The organism is Aquamicrobium terrae (assembly GCF_040545735.1).
In the GTDB taxonomy this organism is placed as follows: Bacteria; Pseudomonadota; Alphaproteobacteria; order Rhizobiales; family Rhizobiaceae; genus Mesorhizobium; species Mesorhizobium terrae_A.
In genome coordinates, this window is the sequence record NZ_JBEPML010000018.1 from 26328 (window position 1) to 42376 (window position 16049).

The 16049-nt window shown below is 66.9% G+C and carries 12 protein-coding genes; 3 read left to right on the top strand and 9 right to left on the bottom strand.

The features are described from left to right. Positions 1 to 138: 138 nt before the first annotated feature. From ABID37_RS20360 to ABID37_RS20380, 5 genes are all read right to left on the bottom strand, one after another. Entirely contained in the window at positions 139 to 984 is an 846-nt protein-coding gene (locus ABID37_RS20360; RefSeq protein ID WP_354198109.1) for a dipeptide ABC transporter ATP-binding protein, read from the bottom strand. After that, positions 981 to 1829 (bottom strand): ABC transporter ATP-binding protein, encoded by an 849-nt coding sequence (locus tag ABID37_RS20365; RefSeq protein ID WP_354198231.1) that lies wholly within the window; start codon positions 1827 to 1829, stop codon positions 981 to 983. The genes ABID37_RS20360 and ABID37_RS20365 overlap by 4 nt, the downstream gene beginning before the upstream one ends. Beyond that, positions 1829 to 2737 carry an ABC transporter permease subunit gene (locus ABID37_RS20370; protein ID WP_354198111.1) on the bottom strand — a complete coding sequence of 303 codons (909 nt, stop codon included), beginning with the start codon at positions 2735 to 2737 and terminating at the stop codon, positions 1829 to 1831. Before ABID37_RS20370 ends, ABID37_RS20365 begins: the two co-directional genes overlap by 1 nt. Before the next feature lie 10 nt (positions 2738 to 2747). After that, positions 2748 to 3752 (bottom strand): ABC transporter permease subunit, encoded by a 1005-nt coding sequence (locus ABID37_RS20375; RefSeq protein WP_354198113.1) that lies wholly within the window; start codon positions 3750 to 3752, stop codon positions 2748 to 2750. Between the two features lie 86 nt (positions 3753 to 3838). Next, positions 3839 to 5434 (bottom strand): ABC transporter substrate-binding protein, encoded by a 1596-nt coding sequence (locus ABID37_RS20380; protein WP_354198115.1) that lies wholly within the window; start codon positions 5432 to 5434, stop codon positions 3839 to 3841. A gap of 425 nt (positions 5435 to 5859) precedes the next feature. On the opposite strand from ABID37_RS20380, the gene ABID37_RS20385 reads away from it, so the two are divergent. Beyond that, positions 5860 to 8136, top strand: coding sequence for a long-chain-fatty-acid--CoA ligase (locus ABID37_RS20385; protein ID WP_354198117.1), 2277 nt, complete (start codon positions 5860 to 5862; stop codon positions 8134 to 8136). Between the two features lie 24 nt (positions 8137 to 8160). Here the strand turns inward: ABID37_RS20385 and ABID37_RS20390 are convergent, their stop codons facing one another. The 3 genes from ABID37_RS20390 to pgi are packed head-to-tail and all read right to left on the bottom strand — an operon-like array spanning position 8161 to position 11358. Next, positions 8161 to 8958 carry a glutamate racemase gene (locus ABID37_RS20390; RefSeq protein ID WP_354198119.1) on the bottom strand — a complete coding sequence of 266 codons (798 nt, stop codon included), beginning with the start codon at positions 8956 to 8958 and terminating at the stop codon, positions 8161 to 8163. A 41-nt stretch (positions 8959 to 8999) separates the two neighbouring features. Beyond that, positions 9000 to 9707, bottom strand: a complete 708-nt coding sequence (locus tag ABID37_RS20395) for an HAD family hydrolase (protein ID WP_354198121.1) — start codon at positions 9705 to 9707, stop codon at positions 9000 to 9002. A 4-nt stretch (positions 9708 to 9711) separates the two neighbouring features. Beyond that, positions 9712 to 11358 (bottom strand): glucose-6-phosphate isomerase, encoded by a 1647-nt coding sequence (pgi, locus tag ABID37_RS20400; protein WP_354198122.1) that lies wholly within the window; start codon positions 11356 to 11358, stop codon positions 9712 to 9714. A 298-nt stretch (positions 11359 to 11656) separates the two neighbouring features. Between pgi and pdxR the strand changes: the two genes are divergently transcribed. Both pdxR and ABID37_RS20410 read left to right on the top strand, forming a co-directional pair. Then, positions 11657 to 13147 carry a MocR-like pyridoxine biosynthesis transcription factor PdxR gene (pdxR, locus tag ABID37_RS20405; RefSeq protein WP_354198123.1) on the top strand — a complete coding sequence of 497 codons (1491 nt, stop codon included), beginning with the start codon at positions 11657 to 11659 and terminating at the stop codon, positions 13145 to 13147. 102 nt (positions 13148 to 13249) lie between these two features. Then, on the top strand, positions 13250 to 14758 hold the full coding sequence (locus ABID37_RS20410) for a trimethylamine methyltransferase family protein (protein WP_354198125.1): 1509 nt from the start codon (positions 13250 to 13252) through the stop codon (positions 14756 to 14758). A 97-nt stretch (positions 14759 to 14855) separates the two neighbouring features. On the opposite strand, the gene pyrC is transcribed toward ABID37_RS20410, so the two are convergent. After that, positions 14856 to 15947 (bottom strand): dihydroorotase, encoded by a 1092-nt coding sequence (pyrC, locus tag ABID37_RS20415; RefSeq protein ID WP_354198127.1) that lies wholly within the window; start codon positions 15945 to 15947, stop codon positions 14856 to 14858. Positions 15948 to 16049 lie beyond the last annotated feature (102 nt).

Consider the following 16049-nt stretch of genomic DNA (forward strand, 5'->3'; position numbering starts at 1 on the left):
GGCACAAACTATGAAAACGGCGGCTCCAAGTCGAGGCCGTAAGCGTCTTGCCGGCCTGTACCGCGCCCGGCGTTGCATAAATGCGGCAATTCGGGCAGCGGCGGGCAGCCTGACTTGCGCTGCCCGTCGTCCCGCCGGTCAGGCCGCGTTCTTGCGCGCCAGCCTCGCCTTGATGCTCTCGACATCGGCGCGCGGCGTCGCGGCGAACAGTGTCCTGGTGTAGCTGTGCTGCGGGTCGGAGAACACCGCGTCGCGCGACCCGTATTCGACCGCCTCGCCGAAATACATCACCATCACCTCGTCGGCGATGTAGCGCACCACCGAAAGGTCGTGGCTGATGAAGATGTAGGTGAGGCCGAACTCGTCCTGCAGGTCGGCCAGCAGGTTGAGCACCTGCGCCTGCACCGACAGGTCGAGCGCCGACACCGGCTCGTCCAGCACCAGCAGCGACGGATTGAGCATCAGCGCGCGGGCGATGGCGATGCGCTGGCGCTGGCCGCCGGAGAACATGTGCGGATAGCGGTTGTAGTGCTCGGTGCCGAGGCCCACCTTCTTGAGCATGGTCATGGCCCGGTCCCGCCGCTCCTCGGCCTTGACGTCGGTGTTGATGAGCAGCGGCTCGCACAGGATGTCGCCGATCTTCTGGCGCGGGTTGAGCGAGCCATAGGGATTCTGGAACACGATCTGCACCTTGCGGCGCATTTCCGGCGTCAGCGGCTCGTTGGCGATGTCGATCTTGCGGCCGTCGATGAACAGTTCGCCCGCCGTCGCCGGATCGATCAGCGTGATGATGCGCGCCAGCGTGGACTTGCCGCAGCCGCTCTCGCCGACGATGGCCAGCGTCTTGCCCTTCTCGACGCTGAACGACACGCCCTTGACCGCGTGCACGGTGCGCGAAGGCGTGAACAGGCCGCCGCGCACATGATAGTCGCGCTTGATGTCCTTGCCCTCGACGACGACGGGCCCCTTGATGGCTGTGTTCATTGTGCGGCTCCCGGGGCGGGTTCGAACATCATGTCGGAGATGGTCGGCAGCCTGTCGCCGACGGCGTTGTCGGGCAGGGCGGCGAGCAGGGCGCGGGTGTAGTTGCTCTTCGGGTTCTCGAACAGCGACAGCACGTCGGCCTCCTCCATCTTGCGGCCCCGGTACTGGACGATGACCCGGTCGGCCGTCTCGGCGACCACGCCCATATTGTGGGTGATCATGATCAGTCCCATGCCGTATTCGGCCTGCAGGCGCACCAGAAGGTCGAGGATCTGCTTCTGGATGGTGACGTCGAGCGCGGTGGTCGGCTCGTCGGCGATCAGCAGCTTGGGATTGCAGGCGATGGCCATGGCGATCATCACGCGCTGGCACTGGCCGCCCGACATCTGGTGCGGGTAGGAGCCGAGCCGCTGCTCGGGCTCGGGAATGCCGACCAGCTTGAACAGCTCGATGGCGCGGGCGCGCCGCCGGGCGCGGTCCATGCCCATGTGGAAGCGCAGCACCTCCTCGATCTGGAAGCCGACCGTGAAGCAGGGGTTGAGGCTGGCGATCGGCTCCTGGAAGATCATCGAGATGTCCTTGCCGACGATCTTGCGGCGCTGGGCCGGATCGAGGGTGGTCAGGTCGATGCCGTCGAAGGCCATGCGGTCGGCCTTGACGGTGGCGGTCTTGGGCAGCAGGCCCATCACCGCCAGCATCGACACCGACTTGCCGGACCCGGATTCGCCGACGATGGCCAGCACTTCGCCGGGCTCGACCGACAGGTCGATGCCCTGCACGGCCATGAACGCGCCGGTGGACGTCTCGAAGGAGACGGTGAGGTTCTTGATCTCGAGAAGCGGCATCACGACCTCTTCAGCTTGGGATCGAGCGCGTCGCGCAGGCCGTCGCCGACCAGGTTGATGGCGAGCACGGTGACGAGGATGGCGAGGCCGGGGAAGGTGACCACCCACCAGGCGCGCAGGATGAACTCGCGCGCCTCGGCCAGCATCGTGCCCCATTCGGGCGTGGGCGGCTGCGCGCCCATGCCGAGGAAGCCGAGGGCCGCCGCGTCGAGGATGGCGTTGGAGAAGGACAGCGTGCCCTGCACGATCAGCGGGGCGAGGCAGTTGGGCAGGATGGTCTTGAACATCAGCCGCAGGTGCCCGGCGCCGGCCACCTTGGCGGCGACGACGTAGTCGCGGCTCTTCTCGGCCATCACCGCCGCGCGGGTGAGGCGCACGAAATGCGGTTGCAGCACCAGCGCGATGGCGATCATCGCATTGGTGAGGCCGGGCCCCAGCACGGCCACCAGCACCAGCGCCAGCAGCAGCGACGGGAAGGCCAGGATGATGTCCATGACGCGCATGATCACGGTGTCGACCCAGCCGCGGAAATAGCCGGCGATGACGCCGATGATGATGCCGCCGACCAGCGCCAGCGTGGTCACGATGGTGCCGATGAACAGCGAGTAGCGGGTGCCGTGGATGAGGCGCGAGAGGATGTCGCGGCCCACCGCGTCGGTGCCGAGCAGGAAGGCCTGCCGGCCGCCTTCCTCCCAGGCCGGCGGCACCAGCACCGCGTCGCGGAACTGGGCGGCGGGTCCATGCGGGGCGATCCACGGCGCCAGCAGTGCCACGATCACCAGGGCGATGAACACCCACAGGCCGATGACGGCGCCGCGGTTTTCGGAGAAGTAGAACCAGAACTCGGTGAAGCGGGCCTTGAGCGAGGGGTCGGTGCCGATGCCGGCGACGGTTGCTGTGTCGGTCATGGCGTCCTCCTCAGTACCGGATGCGCGGATTGATGAGGCCGTAGAGCAGGTCGACCACCAGATTGACCACCATGATGATGCCGGCGATCAAAAGCAGCCCGCCCTGGATGACGGCGTAGTCGCGGCGGAAGACGGAATCGACCATCCACTTGCCGATGCCCGGCCACGAGAAGATCGTCTCGGTCAGGATGGCGCCGGCCATCAGCACGCCCACCTGCAGGCCGATCGTGGTGATGACCGGGATCATGGCGTTGCGCAGCGAATGGATGCCGATGACGCGGAAGGTGGAGAGGCCCTTGGCGCGCGCCGTGCGCACATAGTCCTCGCCCAGAACCTCGAGCATCGCCGAGCGCGTCTGGCGCGCGATCACCGCCAGCGGGATGGTGCTGAGCACGATGGAGGGCAGGATCAGGTGGCTGACCGCCGACTTGAAGGCGCCGCTCTGGCCCGACAGCAGCGAGTCGATGAGCATGAAGCCGGTGACCGGCGGGAAGAAATACATCAGCGAGATGCGGCCCGACACCGGCGTCCACTGCAATATGCCGGCGAACAGGATGATGAGCAGCAGGCCCCACCAGAAGATCGGCATGGAATAGCCGACCAGCGCCACGCCCATCACCGACTGGTCGAAGAAGGAGCCGCGCTTCATGGCCGCGAAGATGCCGGCCGGGATGCCGATCACCACGGCGATGACGATGGCGCAGAACGACAGTTCCAGCGTTGCCGGAAACAGCGAGAAGAACTGGTCCAGGATCGGCCGCTTGGTGACGATCGAGGTGCCGAAGTCGCCGGTCAGCACGCCGCCGATGTAATCGAGGTACTGGATCGGCAGCGGCCGGTCGAAACCGAGCTGGTGCATGATTTCGGCATGGCGCTCCGGCGACATGACGCGCTCGCCCGAAAGCAGCGCGACGGGATCGCCCGGCAGCAGCCGGATGAATGAAAATGCAATGATGGAGACCCCGAGGAAAGTCGGGATCAGGACGGCAAGCCGCCCGAGGAAAAACCGAAGCATGACGGACCTTCGCGTTGCCCTTCCGGAGGGCACTCACAATAGCAAAGGGCGCCCGCATGGCGGGCGCCCCAATTGCCTGGGCTGGGTTACTCGACGAGGTCGACGCCCTCGAAGGCGAAGTCGCCGAGCGGGCTCTGGTGGAAGCCTTCGACCTCCTTGCGCATCGGCACGACCGACAGCGAGTGGTCGAGCGTGGCCCACGGGGCCTCGCGCTTGAAGACTTCCTGCGCCTGCTCGTAGAGCTTGGTGCGCTCGGCCTGATCGGTGGTCGCCTTGGCCTTCACGACGAGGTCGTTGAACTCTTCGTTGCACCACTGGGCGCGGTTGTTGCCGCCCACTGCGTCGCAGCCGAGCAGGGTGTGCAGGAAGTTGTCCGGGTCGCCGTTGTCGCCGGTCCAGCCGAGGATCACCGCGCCGTCGCGGTCCTTGGCCTTGGAGCGGTCGAGATATTCGGCCCACTCATAGGAGACCACTTCGACCTTGACGCCGATCTTGGCGAAGTCGGACTGGATCAGCTCGGCGGCGCGGCGCGCGTTGAGCATGTAGGGCCGCGACACGGGCATCGCCCAGACCTTCATCGAAAGGTCCTTGACGCCGGCGTCCTCCAGCATCTTCTTGGCCGCATCCGGATCGTAGGCGTCGTCCTGGATGGCGTCGTTGTAGGACCACATGGTCGGCGGGATCGGGTTCTTGGCTTCCGTGGCCGCGCCCTGGAACACCGCGTCGACGATGGCCTTCTTGTTGATGGCCATGTTGAGCGCCTTGCGCACCTCGACCTTGTCGAACGGCGCCTGGGTGGTGTTGTAGGCGAGATAGGCGATGTTGAGGCCTTCCTGCTCCATCACCTTGAGGTTCGGATCGGCCTTCATGGCTTCCACGTCGGCCGCGTTCGGGAACGGCATCAGGTGGCATTCGCCGGCCTTCAGCTTCTGGTAGCGCACGGCGGCGTCGGTGGTGATGGCGAAGACGAGGTCGTCGATCTTCTGCTTGCCGCCCCAGTAGTCGGGGTTGGCCTTGTAGCGGATGACGGCATCCTGCTGATAGGCGACGAAGGCGAACGGACCGGTGCCGACCGGCATCTGGTTCATCTGCTCCTTCTTGCCCTCGGCTTCCAGCTTGTCGGCATATTCCTTCGACACGATCGACATGAACGGCATGGCGAGGTTGGCGAGGAACGGCGCTTCCGGCTGGTTGAGGGTGACCTTGACGGTGCTGTCGTCAACCTTCTCGACCGACTTGATCAGCGTCGGGAAGCCCATGCCGTTGGCATATTCCCACGAGGCGCCGGCCACGTACTGGTTCCACGGATTGTTGGTGTTGAGCTGGCGGTCGAAGGAGAACACGACGTCATCGGCGTTGAGGTCACGGCTCGGCGTGAAGAATTCGGTGGTCTGGAACTTGACGCCCTGGCGAAGCTTGAACGTGTATTCGAGGCCGTCGTCGGAAATCTCCCAGCTCTCGGCGAGGCCCGGTTCGGTCTCGGTCGTGCCCGGCTTGAACTCGAGCAGACGGTTGTAGACGGTATGGGCGGCGGCGTCGAAGGTGGTGCCTGCCGTATACATACCCGGATCGAAGCCTTCCGGCGATCCTTCCGAACAGTAGACGAAGGTTTTCGCGTTGGCTGCTCCACCCATGACGGTTGCAGCCAGCAGAGCGGCTGCAATAGTCAGCTTCTTGGTCATTGAGGACTCCCTGATATTTTCCCAAGCCCAGTTTTTATCAGCCTGGTGAAGCCGGCATATAAGCACCGTTTTCCCGGCTTTGGAACTCCCTGTCGATCTGCCCCAGCGTAACGCGAATAAAATTTCCGACACCGCCTGTTTTGGGTAATTCTGTGAAAATCAAGGCCAATACTTGCGATCTAATATGACCGGCGGCGTCCTTTGCTCGGCCGGTCCCCGGTTCCGCCGATGCGCGCGCCGCGAAAGATTCGCACCGTCCTGCCGCTGCGGCACGACTTGCAAGGCGCGGATTTGTCGCCATAGATAGCAGGTGCAGGGTGGAAGAGGCGGTTCTTCGAGGAAGAATGGCCAGCGGGGAGGCGCTTCCCCGGCAGGAAGCGGGCCGGCTCGAACGGCATCCCCGAAACCTAACCAGGGAGGATGCATTGGCCAAGGCAACGAAGGGTCCAGCGAAGAAGACGGCGGCCACCGGGTCGGAGAGCGCCACCGGCGCGCAGCCGGCACGGACGAGGGCGGCGGCGGAAACATCCGGCGCAAAGGCGACCGCCAAGGCCGCGGCGGCAAAGCCTGCACCGAAGGCGACGCAAAAGAAACCGGCCGTGGCGAAGGCTTCTGTCCCGGCGGTCGGCAAGACCGCGCCCAGGCCGGCCGCCGGCAAGGCCGCGACCGCCAAGCCGGCCAAGGCTGCGGAAAAACCGGCGGCCAAGCCAGGCGCCGCCTCGGCTTCGAAGACGGACGCCAGCCCTGCATCGAAAGGCGCCCGCACGACTGCGAAGCCCGCTGCCGCGCCGGCCGTGAAGACATCCACCCGGAAAAAGCCGGCGGCAGGCAACCCGGCCTCCGGGCCGGCAGCATCCGAGCCGGCGGTTGCGGCGAAAACCGCAGCCGCGCCGGCCGCAAGGAAACCGGCCCGCAGCAAGCCCGCGCCGGCAAAGCCTGCGGCCGCGGCGGCGGTCGCCGAAATCGCGGCGGCGGCGAAGGCCGCGCCGAAGCGGGCGGGCAAGGATGGGGCCGGCAAGATTGGGACCGGCAGGCCGGAAAAGCCGTGGCTGGCCTCCTATCCCGCCAATGTGGCGGCCGAGATCGGACCGCTGCCGTCGCCTTCGATCGGCGGGCTGCTGGTGGACTCCTGCAAGCGCTACGGCGGCAATCCCGCCTTCTCCAGCATGGGCAAGACGGTGTCCTTCGCCGAGCTGGAGCGGATGTCGGCGGCCTTCGGGGCCTATCTCCAGTCGCTGGGCCTGAAGAAGGGCGCGCGCGTGGCGCTGATGATGCCCAACGTGCTGCAATATCCTGTGGCGATGATGGCGGTGCTCAGGGCCGGCTATGTCGTCGTCAACGTCAACCCGCTCTACACGGCGCGCGAACTGCAGCACCAGCTCAAGGATTCGGGCGCCGAGGCCATCGTCATCCTGGAGAACTTCGCCGCCACCTTGCAGGCGGCCATCGGCAGGACCGGGGTGAAGCATGTGGTGGTCGCCGCCATGGGCGACCTGCTCGGTCTCAAGGGCGCGCTGGTCAACCTGGTGGTGCGGCGGGTGAAGAAGCTGGTGCCGGCGTGGTCGCTGCCCGGGCACATCCGTTTCAACGCCGCGCTGAAGGCGGGGGCCGGCCGGACGCTGAAACCCGTCGACGTCGGCCCCGACGACATCGCCTTCCTGCAATATACCGGCGGCACCACCGGCGTCGCCAAGGGCGCCACGCTGCTGCATCGCAATGTGCTGGCCAATGTCCTGCAGCTTTCGATGTGGGTGGAGGACGCCTTCACGGTCAAGCCGAAGCCGGCGCATCAGGTCTATGTCTGCGCGCTGCCGCTCTACCACATCTTCGCGCTGACGGTGAACGCGCTGATGGGCATGCAGCAGGGCGCGCTCAACGTGCTCATTCCCAATCCGCGCGACATACCGGCCTTCGTCAAGGAACTGGGCAAGCACTCCTTCAACATCTTCCCCGGCCTCAACACGCTGTTCAACGCGCTGCTCAACAATGAGGAGTTCCGCAAGCTGAACTTCAGCTCGCTGGTGCTGTCGCTGGGCGGCGGCATGGCCGTGCAGCAGGGCGTCGCCGACCGCTGGAAGGCGCTGACCGGCAACCACATCACCGAAGGCTATGGCCTGTCGGAGACCTCGCCGGTGGCGACGGCCAACAAATGCTCGTCGCCGGACTTCACCGGCACCATCGGCCTGCCGATCCCCTCGACCGAGATCGCCATCCGCGACGACGACGGACGGGACCTGCCGCTGGGCGAGGTCGGCGAAATCTGCATCCGCGGCCCGCAGGTGATGGCCGGCTACTGGAACCGGCCCGAGGAAACCGAGAAGGTCATGACCGCCGACGGCTTCTTCAAGTCCGGCGACATGGGCTTCATGGACAAGGGCGGCTTCACCAAGATCGTCGACCGCAAGAAGGACATGATCCTGGTTTCGGGCTTCAACGTCTATCCCAACGAGCTGGAGGAGGTGGCGGCCAGCCATCCGGGCGTGCTGGAGGCGGCGGCCATCGGCGTGCCGGACGAGAAGTCCGGCGAGGTGCCGAAACTCTATGTGGTGCGGCGCGATCCGAACCTCACCGTCGAGACGCTGATCGCCTACTGCAAGGACAACCTCACCGGCTACAAGCGGCCGAAATATATCGAGTTCCGCGACGAGCTGCCGAAGACCCCGGTGGGCAAGATATTGCGGCGCGAACTGCGCGATTCCTGATCCGTCGGCCTGTGCGGGTGGCCGTCAGTCGACGGTCACCGCCGCAAGCGGAATCTCGACGCCCACCTTGTCCAGCATGGCCCGGAACGAGGCGAGGTCGTAGCGCGGGCTTTCGGTGACCAGCCCGGCAATGGCGCCGCTGCCACCCTCTTCGGGCCGCAGGGCGGCCACCACATCGGCGGCGGGGTCGAGGAATGCGGCCTTTGGGCAGGCGGCGGCGAAGAAGCCGGCCAGCCAGGGCAGGTGGGTGCTCGACAGGGTGAAGACGTCGATGCCCGGATGCCGGTCGCCCACGTCGCGCATGAAGGCGTCGACGCGCCGCTGCGTGCCGGCCGGATCGAACAGGAAGGATCCGTCCTCGACCAGCTCGACCATGGGCGAGGCGTTGATCAGCGCGACCCGGCCCGGCTGCGGCGCCCGGGCCGCCACGAAACCGGCCAGCATCGGGCTTTCGACCAGCGATTGGACCCCCAATATGCCGACCCGGCCGGTGCCGGCCTGCGCCAGCGCCTTTTCCAGCGGCGGGTGCACGCCGAACAGGGGCAGGCTCGTCTCGCCCCGCAATTCGTCGAGCACCATGATCGACGGCGCGTTGGAGGCGATGACGATGGCGCTCGCCTCATGGCGGGAGAGGAAGGCGATGGAGCGCCGCATCACCGCCAGCAATTCGTCGCGGCCCTTGCCGCCATAGGGGAAGCTGGCGCGGTCGGCGAAATAGAGGATGTCCTGGCTGGGGAATGCCTTGTGGATTTCGGCGACGATGGCGTAGCTGCCGATGCCGGCGTCGAAGACCGCGACCGGGCGGTGCAGGGTGGGGATCATCCCGTTCCTCCGGGCTTAAGTCTCATTGTTAGGCGAACGGTTCAGATCGAGGCCAGATAGCCGGGAAGATCGGCGGCGGACTCCAGCACCACGTCGGCCAGCGGCGCAAGCGAGGCGTGCGTGCCGGTGCCCGACAGCACGCCGATGGCCAGCCCGCAGCCCCCGGCGCGCGCCATGTCGAGGTCGTGGCGGTTGTCGCCGACCATGGCGATCTCCGATGGCCTCAAGCCGGTGAGGTCGCAGAACGCCTGCACCGTATCGGGCGCCGGCTTGGCGTTGGCCACCGCGTCGTAGCCATAGGCGGCCTCGAAGAGCTGGGCGATGCCGAGCGCGGCCAGCGTCTTCTCGCAGCCGAGCGTGGAATCGTTGGTCGCCACGCCGAGCCGGTAGGCGCGCGCATGCAGGCTGCCCAGCGCGTCGACCACGCCCGGCAGGGCGACCGCCATGGCCGCCCCCTTTTCGGTGGTGATCAGGTTGAAGCGCTCGACCGCGTCGAGCTGCTCGCGCCGCGACAGTTCGGGGAACCACAATTCGATGATGTCGAGATTGGTACCGGCCGCGAACACCGAATCGGCCTTGAACATGTGCGTCTCGGGGTCGAGCCCGGCCGCCAGCAGCAGGCTGCCGGCCCTGACCGCATCGCCGCCCGAGGCCTCCATCGCCATCAGCTCGGCCACGGCCGACCAGGTCGCGTGGAAGTCGACGAGCGTGCCGTCCTTGTCGAACAGGATTCCCTTGATGCCGGCCAAGTCCTCACCTCTCCTTCAACTGGAGGATGTGTTCCACCAGTCCGGCCGTCGAGGCATCCCTGCCCGCGGCATTCTCCTTGCCTTCCACGACAGGCAGCAATTGTGTCGCCAGTTCCTTGCCCAGTTCGACCCCCCATTGGTCGAAAGAATTGATGTTGTAAAGCACGCCCTCGACGAAGACCCGGTGTTCGTAGAGCGCGATCAGCCGCCCGAGCGTGGCCGGATCGAGCAGCCGGTAGAGGATGGTGATCGACGGCCGGTTGCCGGAAAACACCCGGTGCGGCGCGATCTCGTCCACCTTTGCCGCCTCCATGCCCTTGGCCAGCATCTGGACGCGGGCCTCCTCCAGCGTGCGGCCCTTCATCAGCGCCTCCGACTGGGCCAGGCAGTTGGCCAGCAGCAGGTCGTGCTGGTGCTTCAGCTCCGGTTCGTGGCCGTTGGCGGCGACGAGGAATTCGACCGGGATGATGTCGGTGCCCTGATGGAGCAGCTGGAAGAAGGCGTGCTGGCCGTTGGTGCCGGGCTCGCCCCATACCAGCGGGCCGGTAGGCGTGGCGACCGGCTTGCCGTCGAGGGCCGTGCCCTTGCCGTTCGATTCCATGTCGAGCTGCTGGAGATAGGCGGGCAGCCGCGACAGGCGCTGGTCGTAGGGAATGACGGCGCGGGCCGGACAGGCGCACACCACCCGGTGCCACCAGCCGACGAGGCCGAGCAGGGCCGGCAGGTTCCGCTCCAGCGGTACGGTGCGGAAGTGCTCGTCCATCGCGTGGGCGCCGGCCAGCAATTCGCGGAACCGCTGCGGGCCGACCGCGATCATCACCGGCAGGCCGATGGCGCCCCACACCGAATAGCGCCCGCCGACCCAGTCCCAGAAGCCGAACACGCGCTCCGGCGCGATGCCGAAGGCCGCGACCCGATCGAGCGCCGTCGACACGGCGGCGAAATGGTGCCCCACCGCCTCCTTGCCCAGCGCCGTCTCGATCCAGCGCCTGGCGGTCTCGGCATTGGTCATGGTCTCGACCGTGGTGAAGGTCTTGGAGGCGACGATGACCAGCGTGGTTTCCGGGTCGAGCCCCTGCAGCGTGTCGTGGATGTGGGCGCCGTCGATGTTGGAGACATAGTGGGCGCGCGGTCCGTCATGGTAGGGGGCCAGTGCCAGCGTCACCATGACCGGCCCGAGATCGGAGCCGCCGATGCCGATATTGACGATGTCGGTGATCGCCTTGCCCGTCGCGCCGCCGGCCTTGCCGCTGCGGACGGCGTCGGCGAAGGCGCTCATCGCATCCAGCACCGCGGCGACGTCGGCGCCGACGTCCTGGCCGTCGACGACCGGCCCTTCGGCGCCGGGATTGCGCAGCGCGGTGTGGAGGACGGCGCGATCCTCGGTGATGTTGATGTGGGCACCGTCGAACATGGCGTCGCGCCGCGCTTCCACGCCGGCGGCTCCCGCCAGTTTGCCAAGCAGATCCATGGTGGCGTCGTCGACGGCGCATTTCGACCAGTCGAGCAGCATGTCGCCGTCGGACGCGGAAAAGCGGGCGAAACGCCCCGGGTCGGCGCGGAAGGCGGCACGGACGTCCACCGGTTCTGCGGTGCGGTGCTGGTGAAGCTCGGCAAGGATGCGGTCGAAAGAGGAACGGTCCACGGACATCTCCGATGATGTTGCGAAAGGCGGCCACCCGCCCGGAACGGCTCGCGGCGGACTGTAGAGCGTTTCACCCGGCGGATGGAACACCCTTCCCGCCCTGCGTTTCGGGCCGGCACGATGCGCCATCCTTATGGTTCCGAATTTAAATCGATTCAATAGCTGTTTTGCGTCGATTTTCCGCCTGATCGATCACTGGCATAAATCCATAGGATCAGAATAATTGATTGGCTTAATTGCTTGGGCCAAGCGACACTCCACTGGTCCACATAGTCGAAAAAGACTGTCCACCGGGGAGGTTTGCATGTCCCAGCGAAACGATGCGACCATCTGGTCGGGCCTTTTCCGCATATCCGCCGATTCGGGGCAGACCCTTCAGGCCCAGATCCGGCAGGCCATCGTCGCCGCCATTCTCGACCGGCAGATCGCCGCGTCGATGCCGCTGCCGTCCTGCCGCATCCTGGCCGAGAAGCTGGGCGTGGCGCGCGGCACCGTGGTGCTGGCCTTCCAGCAACTGGTCGACCAGGGCTTCCTGATCGCGCGCGAGCGGCGCGGCCATTTCGTCAATCCCGACGTGCTGGCGACGCCGGCCCGGCCGCAGAAGGCGCCGGAACAGGCCAACGAGATCGACTGGAAGGCGCGCCGCCGCATCGCCGCCTCCGACATGCCGCCGCCCAACAAGCACGAGAACTGGATCAAGTCGTCCTACCCGTTCGTCTACGGCCAGTTCGATCCGGCGCTGTTCCCGACCGCCGAATGGCGCGAATGCAATCGCATGGCGCTGGCCGTGCTGGAGATCCGCAACTGGGCCTCCGACATGGTCGACCGCGACGATCCGCTGCTGATCGAGCAGATCCAGGCGCGCCTTTTGCCGCGCCGCGGCATCTTCGCCAATCCCGACGAGATCATCGTCACGCTGGGGGCGCAGAACGCGCTCTACATGCTGGCCACGCTGCTGATGGGCAAGGGTTCCAGGGTGGCGATGGAGGAGCCGGGCTATCCCGACGCGCGCTCCATCTTCAACCTGGCCGGCGCCGAAACCGTGCCGGTGCCGGTCGACGGTTCGGGCATCGTCACCGACCGGATTCCGTCCGATGCCGGCTTCGTGTTCGTGACGCCGAGCCACCATTGCCCGACCATGGTGTCGCTGTCGGAGGCGCGTCGGCAGGACCTGCTCGACCGCGCCAACCGCCACAACCAGATCATCATCGAGGACGGCTATGACAGCCAGTTGCTGGACAATGCGCCCCAGCAGGCGCTGAAGAGCATCGATCGCTCGGGCCGCGTCGTCTATGTCGGCTCCATGTCCAAGACCCTCGCGCCGGGCCTGCGCCTCGGCTACATCGTCGCGTCCGCCGGGCTGATCTCGGAGCTGCGGGCCCTGCGCCGCTTCATGCTGCGCCACCCGCCGGCCAACAACCAGCGCGCCGTCGCCCTGTTCCTGTCGCTCGGCCATCACGAGGCGCTGGTGCGGCGCCTGTCGAGCGCCTTCGAGGAGCGGCGCAAGCGGCTCGAGCAGGCGGTTTCGGCCTTCCTGCCGGAGTGGCATGCGCCGCACCCGGCGGGCGGCACCTCGGTGTGGCTGGAGGGGCCGCGCGGCATCAATGTGCGCGACCTTGCCGCCGCCGCCGCCAGCCGCAGCGTCATCATCGAGCCCGGCGACCGCTATTTCGGGCATGCCGACAAGCCGTCGCGCTTCGTGCGGCTGGGCATCTCGTCGATCGCCTTGCAGCATATCGAGCCGGGCATCCGCGAACTGGCCACCGCTGCCGGCCGCCGGCCCGCCGCCGCCTGAGCCAACGCTTTGGCACAGAAGACCCGGCAAGCTGGCTCATCGCCGGGGCGGCGCCACGCTGCATAGTCGGCAAGGTGTGGCCCTGACGCGGGAGATGCGGCCATGAAGAAGACGTCGCCGGCCGACAGCGATTCCCCGGCGCGGCCGGCCGTGCCGGGTGGCGGCTACCTGCCGTTGGGCCCGAACGATATCGAGCGCATCCATGAAGCGGTGCTCACCGTTCTGGAAACGGTGGGCTTCGCCGATGCCATTCCCTCCTGCATTGCGGCGCTGACCGGCATCGGTGCGGAACTGGGTACGGACGGGCGCATCCGCTTTCCGCGCAACCTGGTGCTCGACACGATCGGGCGAGCCGCCCGCCACATCACGCTGCACGGGCAGCACCCCCGGCACGACATGCGGCTCGACGGCCGGCGGGTTTACTACGGCACCGCCGGCGTCGCCGTGAACCTCGTCGATGCGGGGGAGCGCACCTATCGGGAATCGCGCCTGCGGGACATCTACGACGCCGCCCGGCTGGCCGAGGGGCTGGACAACATCCATTTCTTCCAGCGCCCCATGGTGGCGCGCGACATCGCCGATCCGCTGGAGCTGGATTTCAACACGCTCTATGCCTGCGTGAGCGGCACCTCCAAGCATGTCGGCACCTCGTTCACGGTGCGCGGGAACGTGAAGCCGGCGCTGGAGATGCTCTACATGATCGCCGGCGGCGAGGAGAAGTTCCGCGCCCGCCCCTTCGTCTCCAACTCCAACGCTTTCGTCGTCTCGCCGATGAAGTTCGCCGAGGATGCCTGCGGCGTGCTGGAGGAATGCGTGAAGGGCGGCCTGCCGGTCCTGCTGCTTTCGGTGGGGCAGGTCGGCGCCACCGCGCCCGCGGCGCTGGCCGGGGCGGTGGTGCAGACGGTGGCCGAAGTGCTGGCCGCGCTGGTCTATGTCAATGCGCTGCGCCCCGGCCATCCGGCGATCTTCGGGGCCTGGCCCTTCGCCTCCGACCGGCGCACCGGCGCCATGGCCGGCGGCTCGGCCGAGCAGGCGATGCTCGGCGTCGCCTGCGCCCAGATGGCCCGTTTCTACGATCTGCCATGCGGCACGGCGGCCGGCATGACCGACGCCAAGCTGCCCGATGTCCAGTCTGGCTACGAGAAGGGCATCACCGATCTGATCGCCGCCCTCAGCGGCGCCGATCTGGTCTATGAGGCGGCCGGCATGCATGCCTCGCTGCTCGGCTTTTGCCTGGAAAGCCTCATCATCGACAACGACATGCTCGGCCTGTGCCTGCACGGCCGGGCCGGCATGGACGTCGATGCCGGGCAGCTTTCCGCCGCCGTCATCGCCGAAACCTGCCTGGATGGCCCCGGCCATTATCTCAGCCATCCCCAGACGGTGAAGCTTGCCCGTTCCGGCCAGTTCCACCCGCTGGTCGGCGAGCGCTGGTCGCCGCGCGAATGGGAGGAGAAGGGCCGCCCCGACATTGTCCTGCGCGCGGTGGCGGAAAAGCAGCGCGTGCTTGCCGCCCGCTTTCCCCGCCACGTGCCGCGCGCCATGGACGAGCGCCTGCGCGCCCGCTTCGGCGACCTGATCTGTCTGCCGCGCGCCGCGATGGGTGGCTAAAGCAGTTTCGGCAAAAAGTGTGAAGCGGTTTTGCGTTCGGAATTGCGTAAATAAGAAAGTGGAGCGTTTTCGCGATTCGAGGAAAAGCGGAAAGGTTCTAACCGACCTTTCCGACCGACCAGGGCAACGTCTCGCCGCCGCGGAACACGACGATGTCCTCGTCGCCGATCGGCACGGCGGCCACGGCGATGCCCGGCTTCTTGACCAGCGTGATCGTGCCCCTGTTCGGCTCCAGCCCATGGAAGCGGGCGCCGTTCAGCGAAGCGAAGGCCTCGAAGCGGTCGAGCGCGCCTTCCTCGTCGAACACCTGGACATAGGTCTGGAGCGCGGTGACGCCGCCGAACACGCCGGCCGAACAGCATTCGGCCTGCTTGGCCGAGCGCATGTGCGGGGCGCTGTCGGTGCCGATCATGAAGCAGCTTTCGCCGGAGGTGACCGCCTTGCGCAGCGCCAGACGATGGCTCTCGCGCTTGGCCACCGGCAGGCAGTAGAGATGCGGGCGCAGGCCGCCCTGGAAGATCGAGGTGCGGTTGATGACCAGATGGTGCGGCGTGATCGTCGCCGCCACGCGCGGCGCATGGGCGCGCACGATGTCGACCGTGCCGGAGGTGGTGGCGTGCTCGACCACGACCTTGAGGCCCTGATGCCGCTTCAGCATCGGCAGCAGGGTGTTGTCCATGAACACCTCCTCGCGGTCGAAGATGTCGACATCCGGGTCGGTCGATTCGCCATGGATCAGCACCGGCATGCCGATCTTCTCCATCCGCTCCAGAACCGGGGACAGCCCGGCGAGATCGGCCACACCATGGCTGGAATTGGTGGTGGCGCCGGCCGGATAGAGCTTGGCGGCGATCCACACCCGCTCGGCGAAGCCGCGCTCGATCTCGTCGGGATCGGTACGGTCAGTGAGGTAGCAGGTCATCAGCGGCTCGAAGTCCGAGCCTTGCGGACGGTTGGCGAGGATGCGGCCGCGATAGGCCACGGCATCCGCCACCGTCACCACCGGCGGCACCAGATTGGGCATGATGATGCCGCGCGCGAACTGCGCCGCCGTATAGGGCAGCACCGCCGCAAGCATGGCCCCGTCACGCAGGTGGATGTGCCAGTCGTCGGGACGCGGGATGGTGATCGAAGCCGCGGCCTCGGCCTGCGGGCCGGCGCCGGTGTCGAAAAGCGCGTCGATGGTCATGGGCAATCCTCTTCGGCAATCCTCTCCACCTGCGGCCCCGGCGCATCCGCAAATCCGCACCGGCCGCTCCTTGCCAAGCGATATACATGGCCTTGAAGGAAT

What these genes read in the sequence shown, in the direction of transcription:
- ABID37_RS20380 (WP_354198115.1), bottom strand. Translation starts at nt 5,434, where the DNA reads ATGACCAAGAAGCTGACTATTGCAGCCGCTCTGCTGGCTGCAACCGTC.
- ABID37_RS20390 (WP_354198119.1), bottom strand. Translation starts at nt 8,958, where the DNA reads ATGATCCCCACCCTGCACCGCCCGGTCGCGGTCTTCGACGCCGGCATC.
- ABID37_RS20365 (WP_354198231.1), bottom strand. Translation starts at nt 1,829, where the DNA reads ATGCCGCTTCTCGAGATCAAGAACCTCACCGTCTCCTTCGAGACGTCC.
- ABID37_RS20360 (WP_354198109.1), bottom strand. Translation starts at nt 984, where the DNA reads ATGAACACAGCCATCAAGGGGCCCGTCGTCGTCGAGGGCAAGGACATC.
- ABID37_RS20410 (WP_354198125.1), top strand. Translation starts at nt 13,250, where the DNA reads ATGAAGAAGACGTCGCCGGCCGACAGCGATTCCCCGGCGCGGCCGGCC.
- pdxR (WP_354198123.1), top strand. Translation starts at nt 11,657, where the DNA reads ATGTCCCAGCGAAACGATGCGACCATCTGGTCGGGCCTTTTCCGCATA.
- pgi (WP_354198122.1), bottom strand. Translation starts at nt 11,358, where the DNA reads ATGTCCGTGGACCGTTCCTCTTTCGACCGCATCCTTGCCGAGCTTCAC.
- ABID37_RS20370 (WP_354198111.1), bottom strand. Translation starts at nt 2,737, where the DNA reads ATGACCGACACAGCAACCGTCGCCGGCATCGGCACCGACCCCTCGCTC.
- ABID37_RS20375 (WP_354198113.1), bottom strand. Translation starts at nt 3,752, where the DNA reads ATGCTTCGGTTTTTCCTCGGGCGGCTTGCCGTCCTGATCCCGACTTTC.
- pyrC (WP_354198127.1), bottom strand. Translation starts at nt 15,947, where the DNA reads ATGACCATCGACGCGCTTTTCGACACCGGCGCCGGCCCGCAGGCCGAG.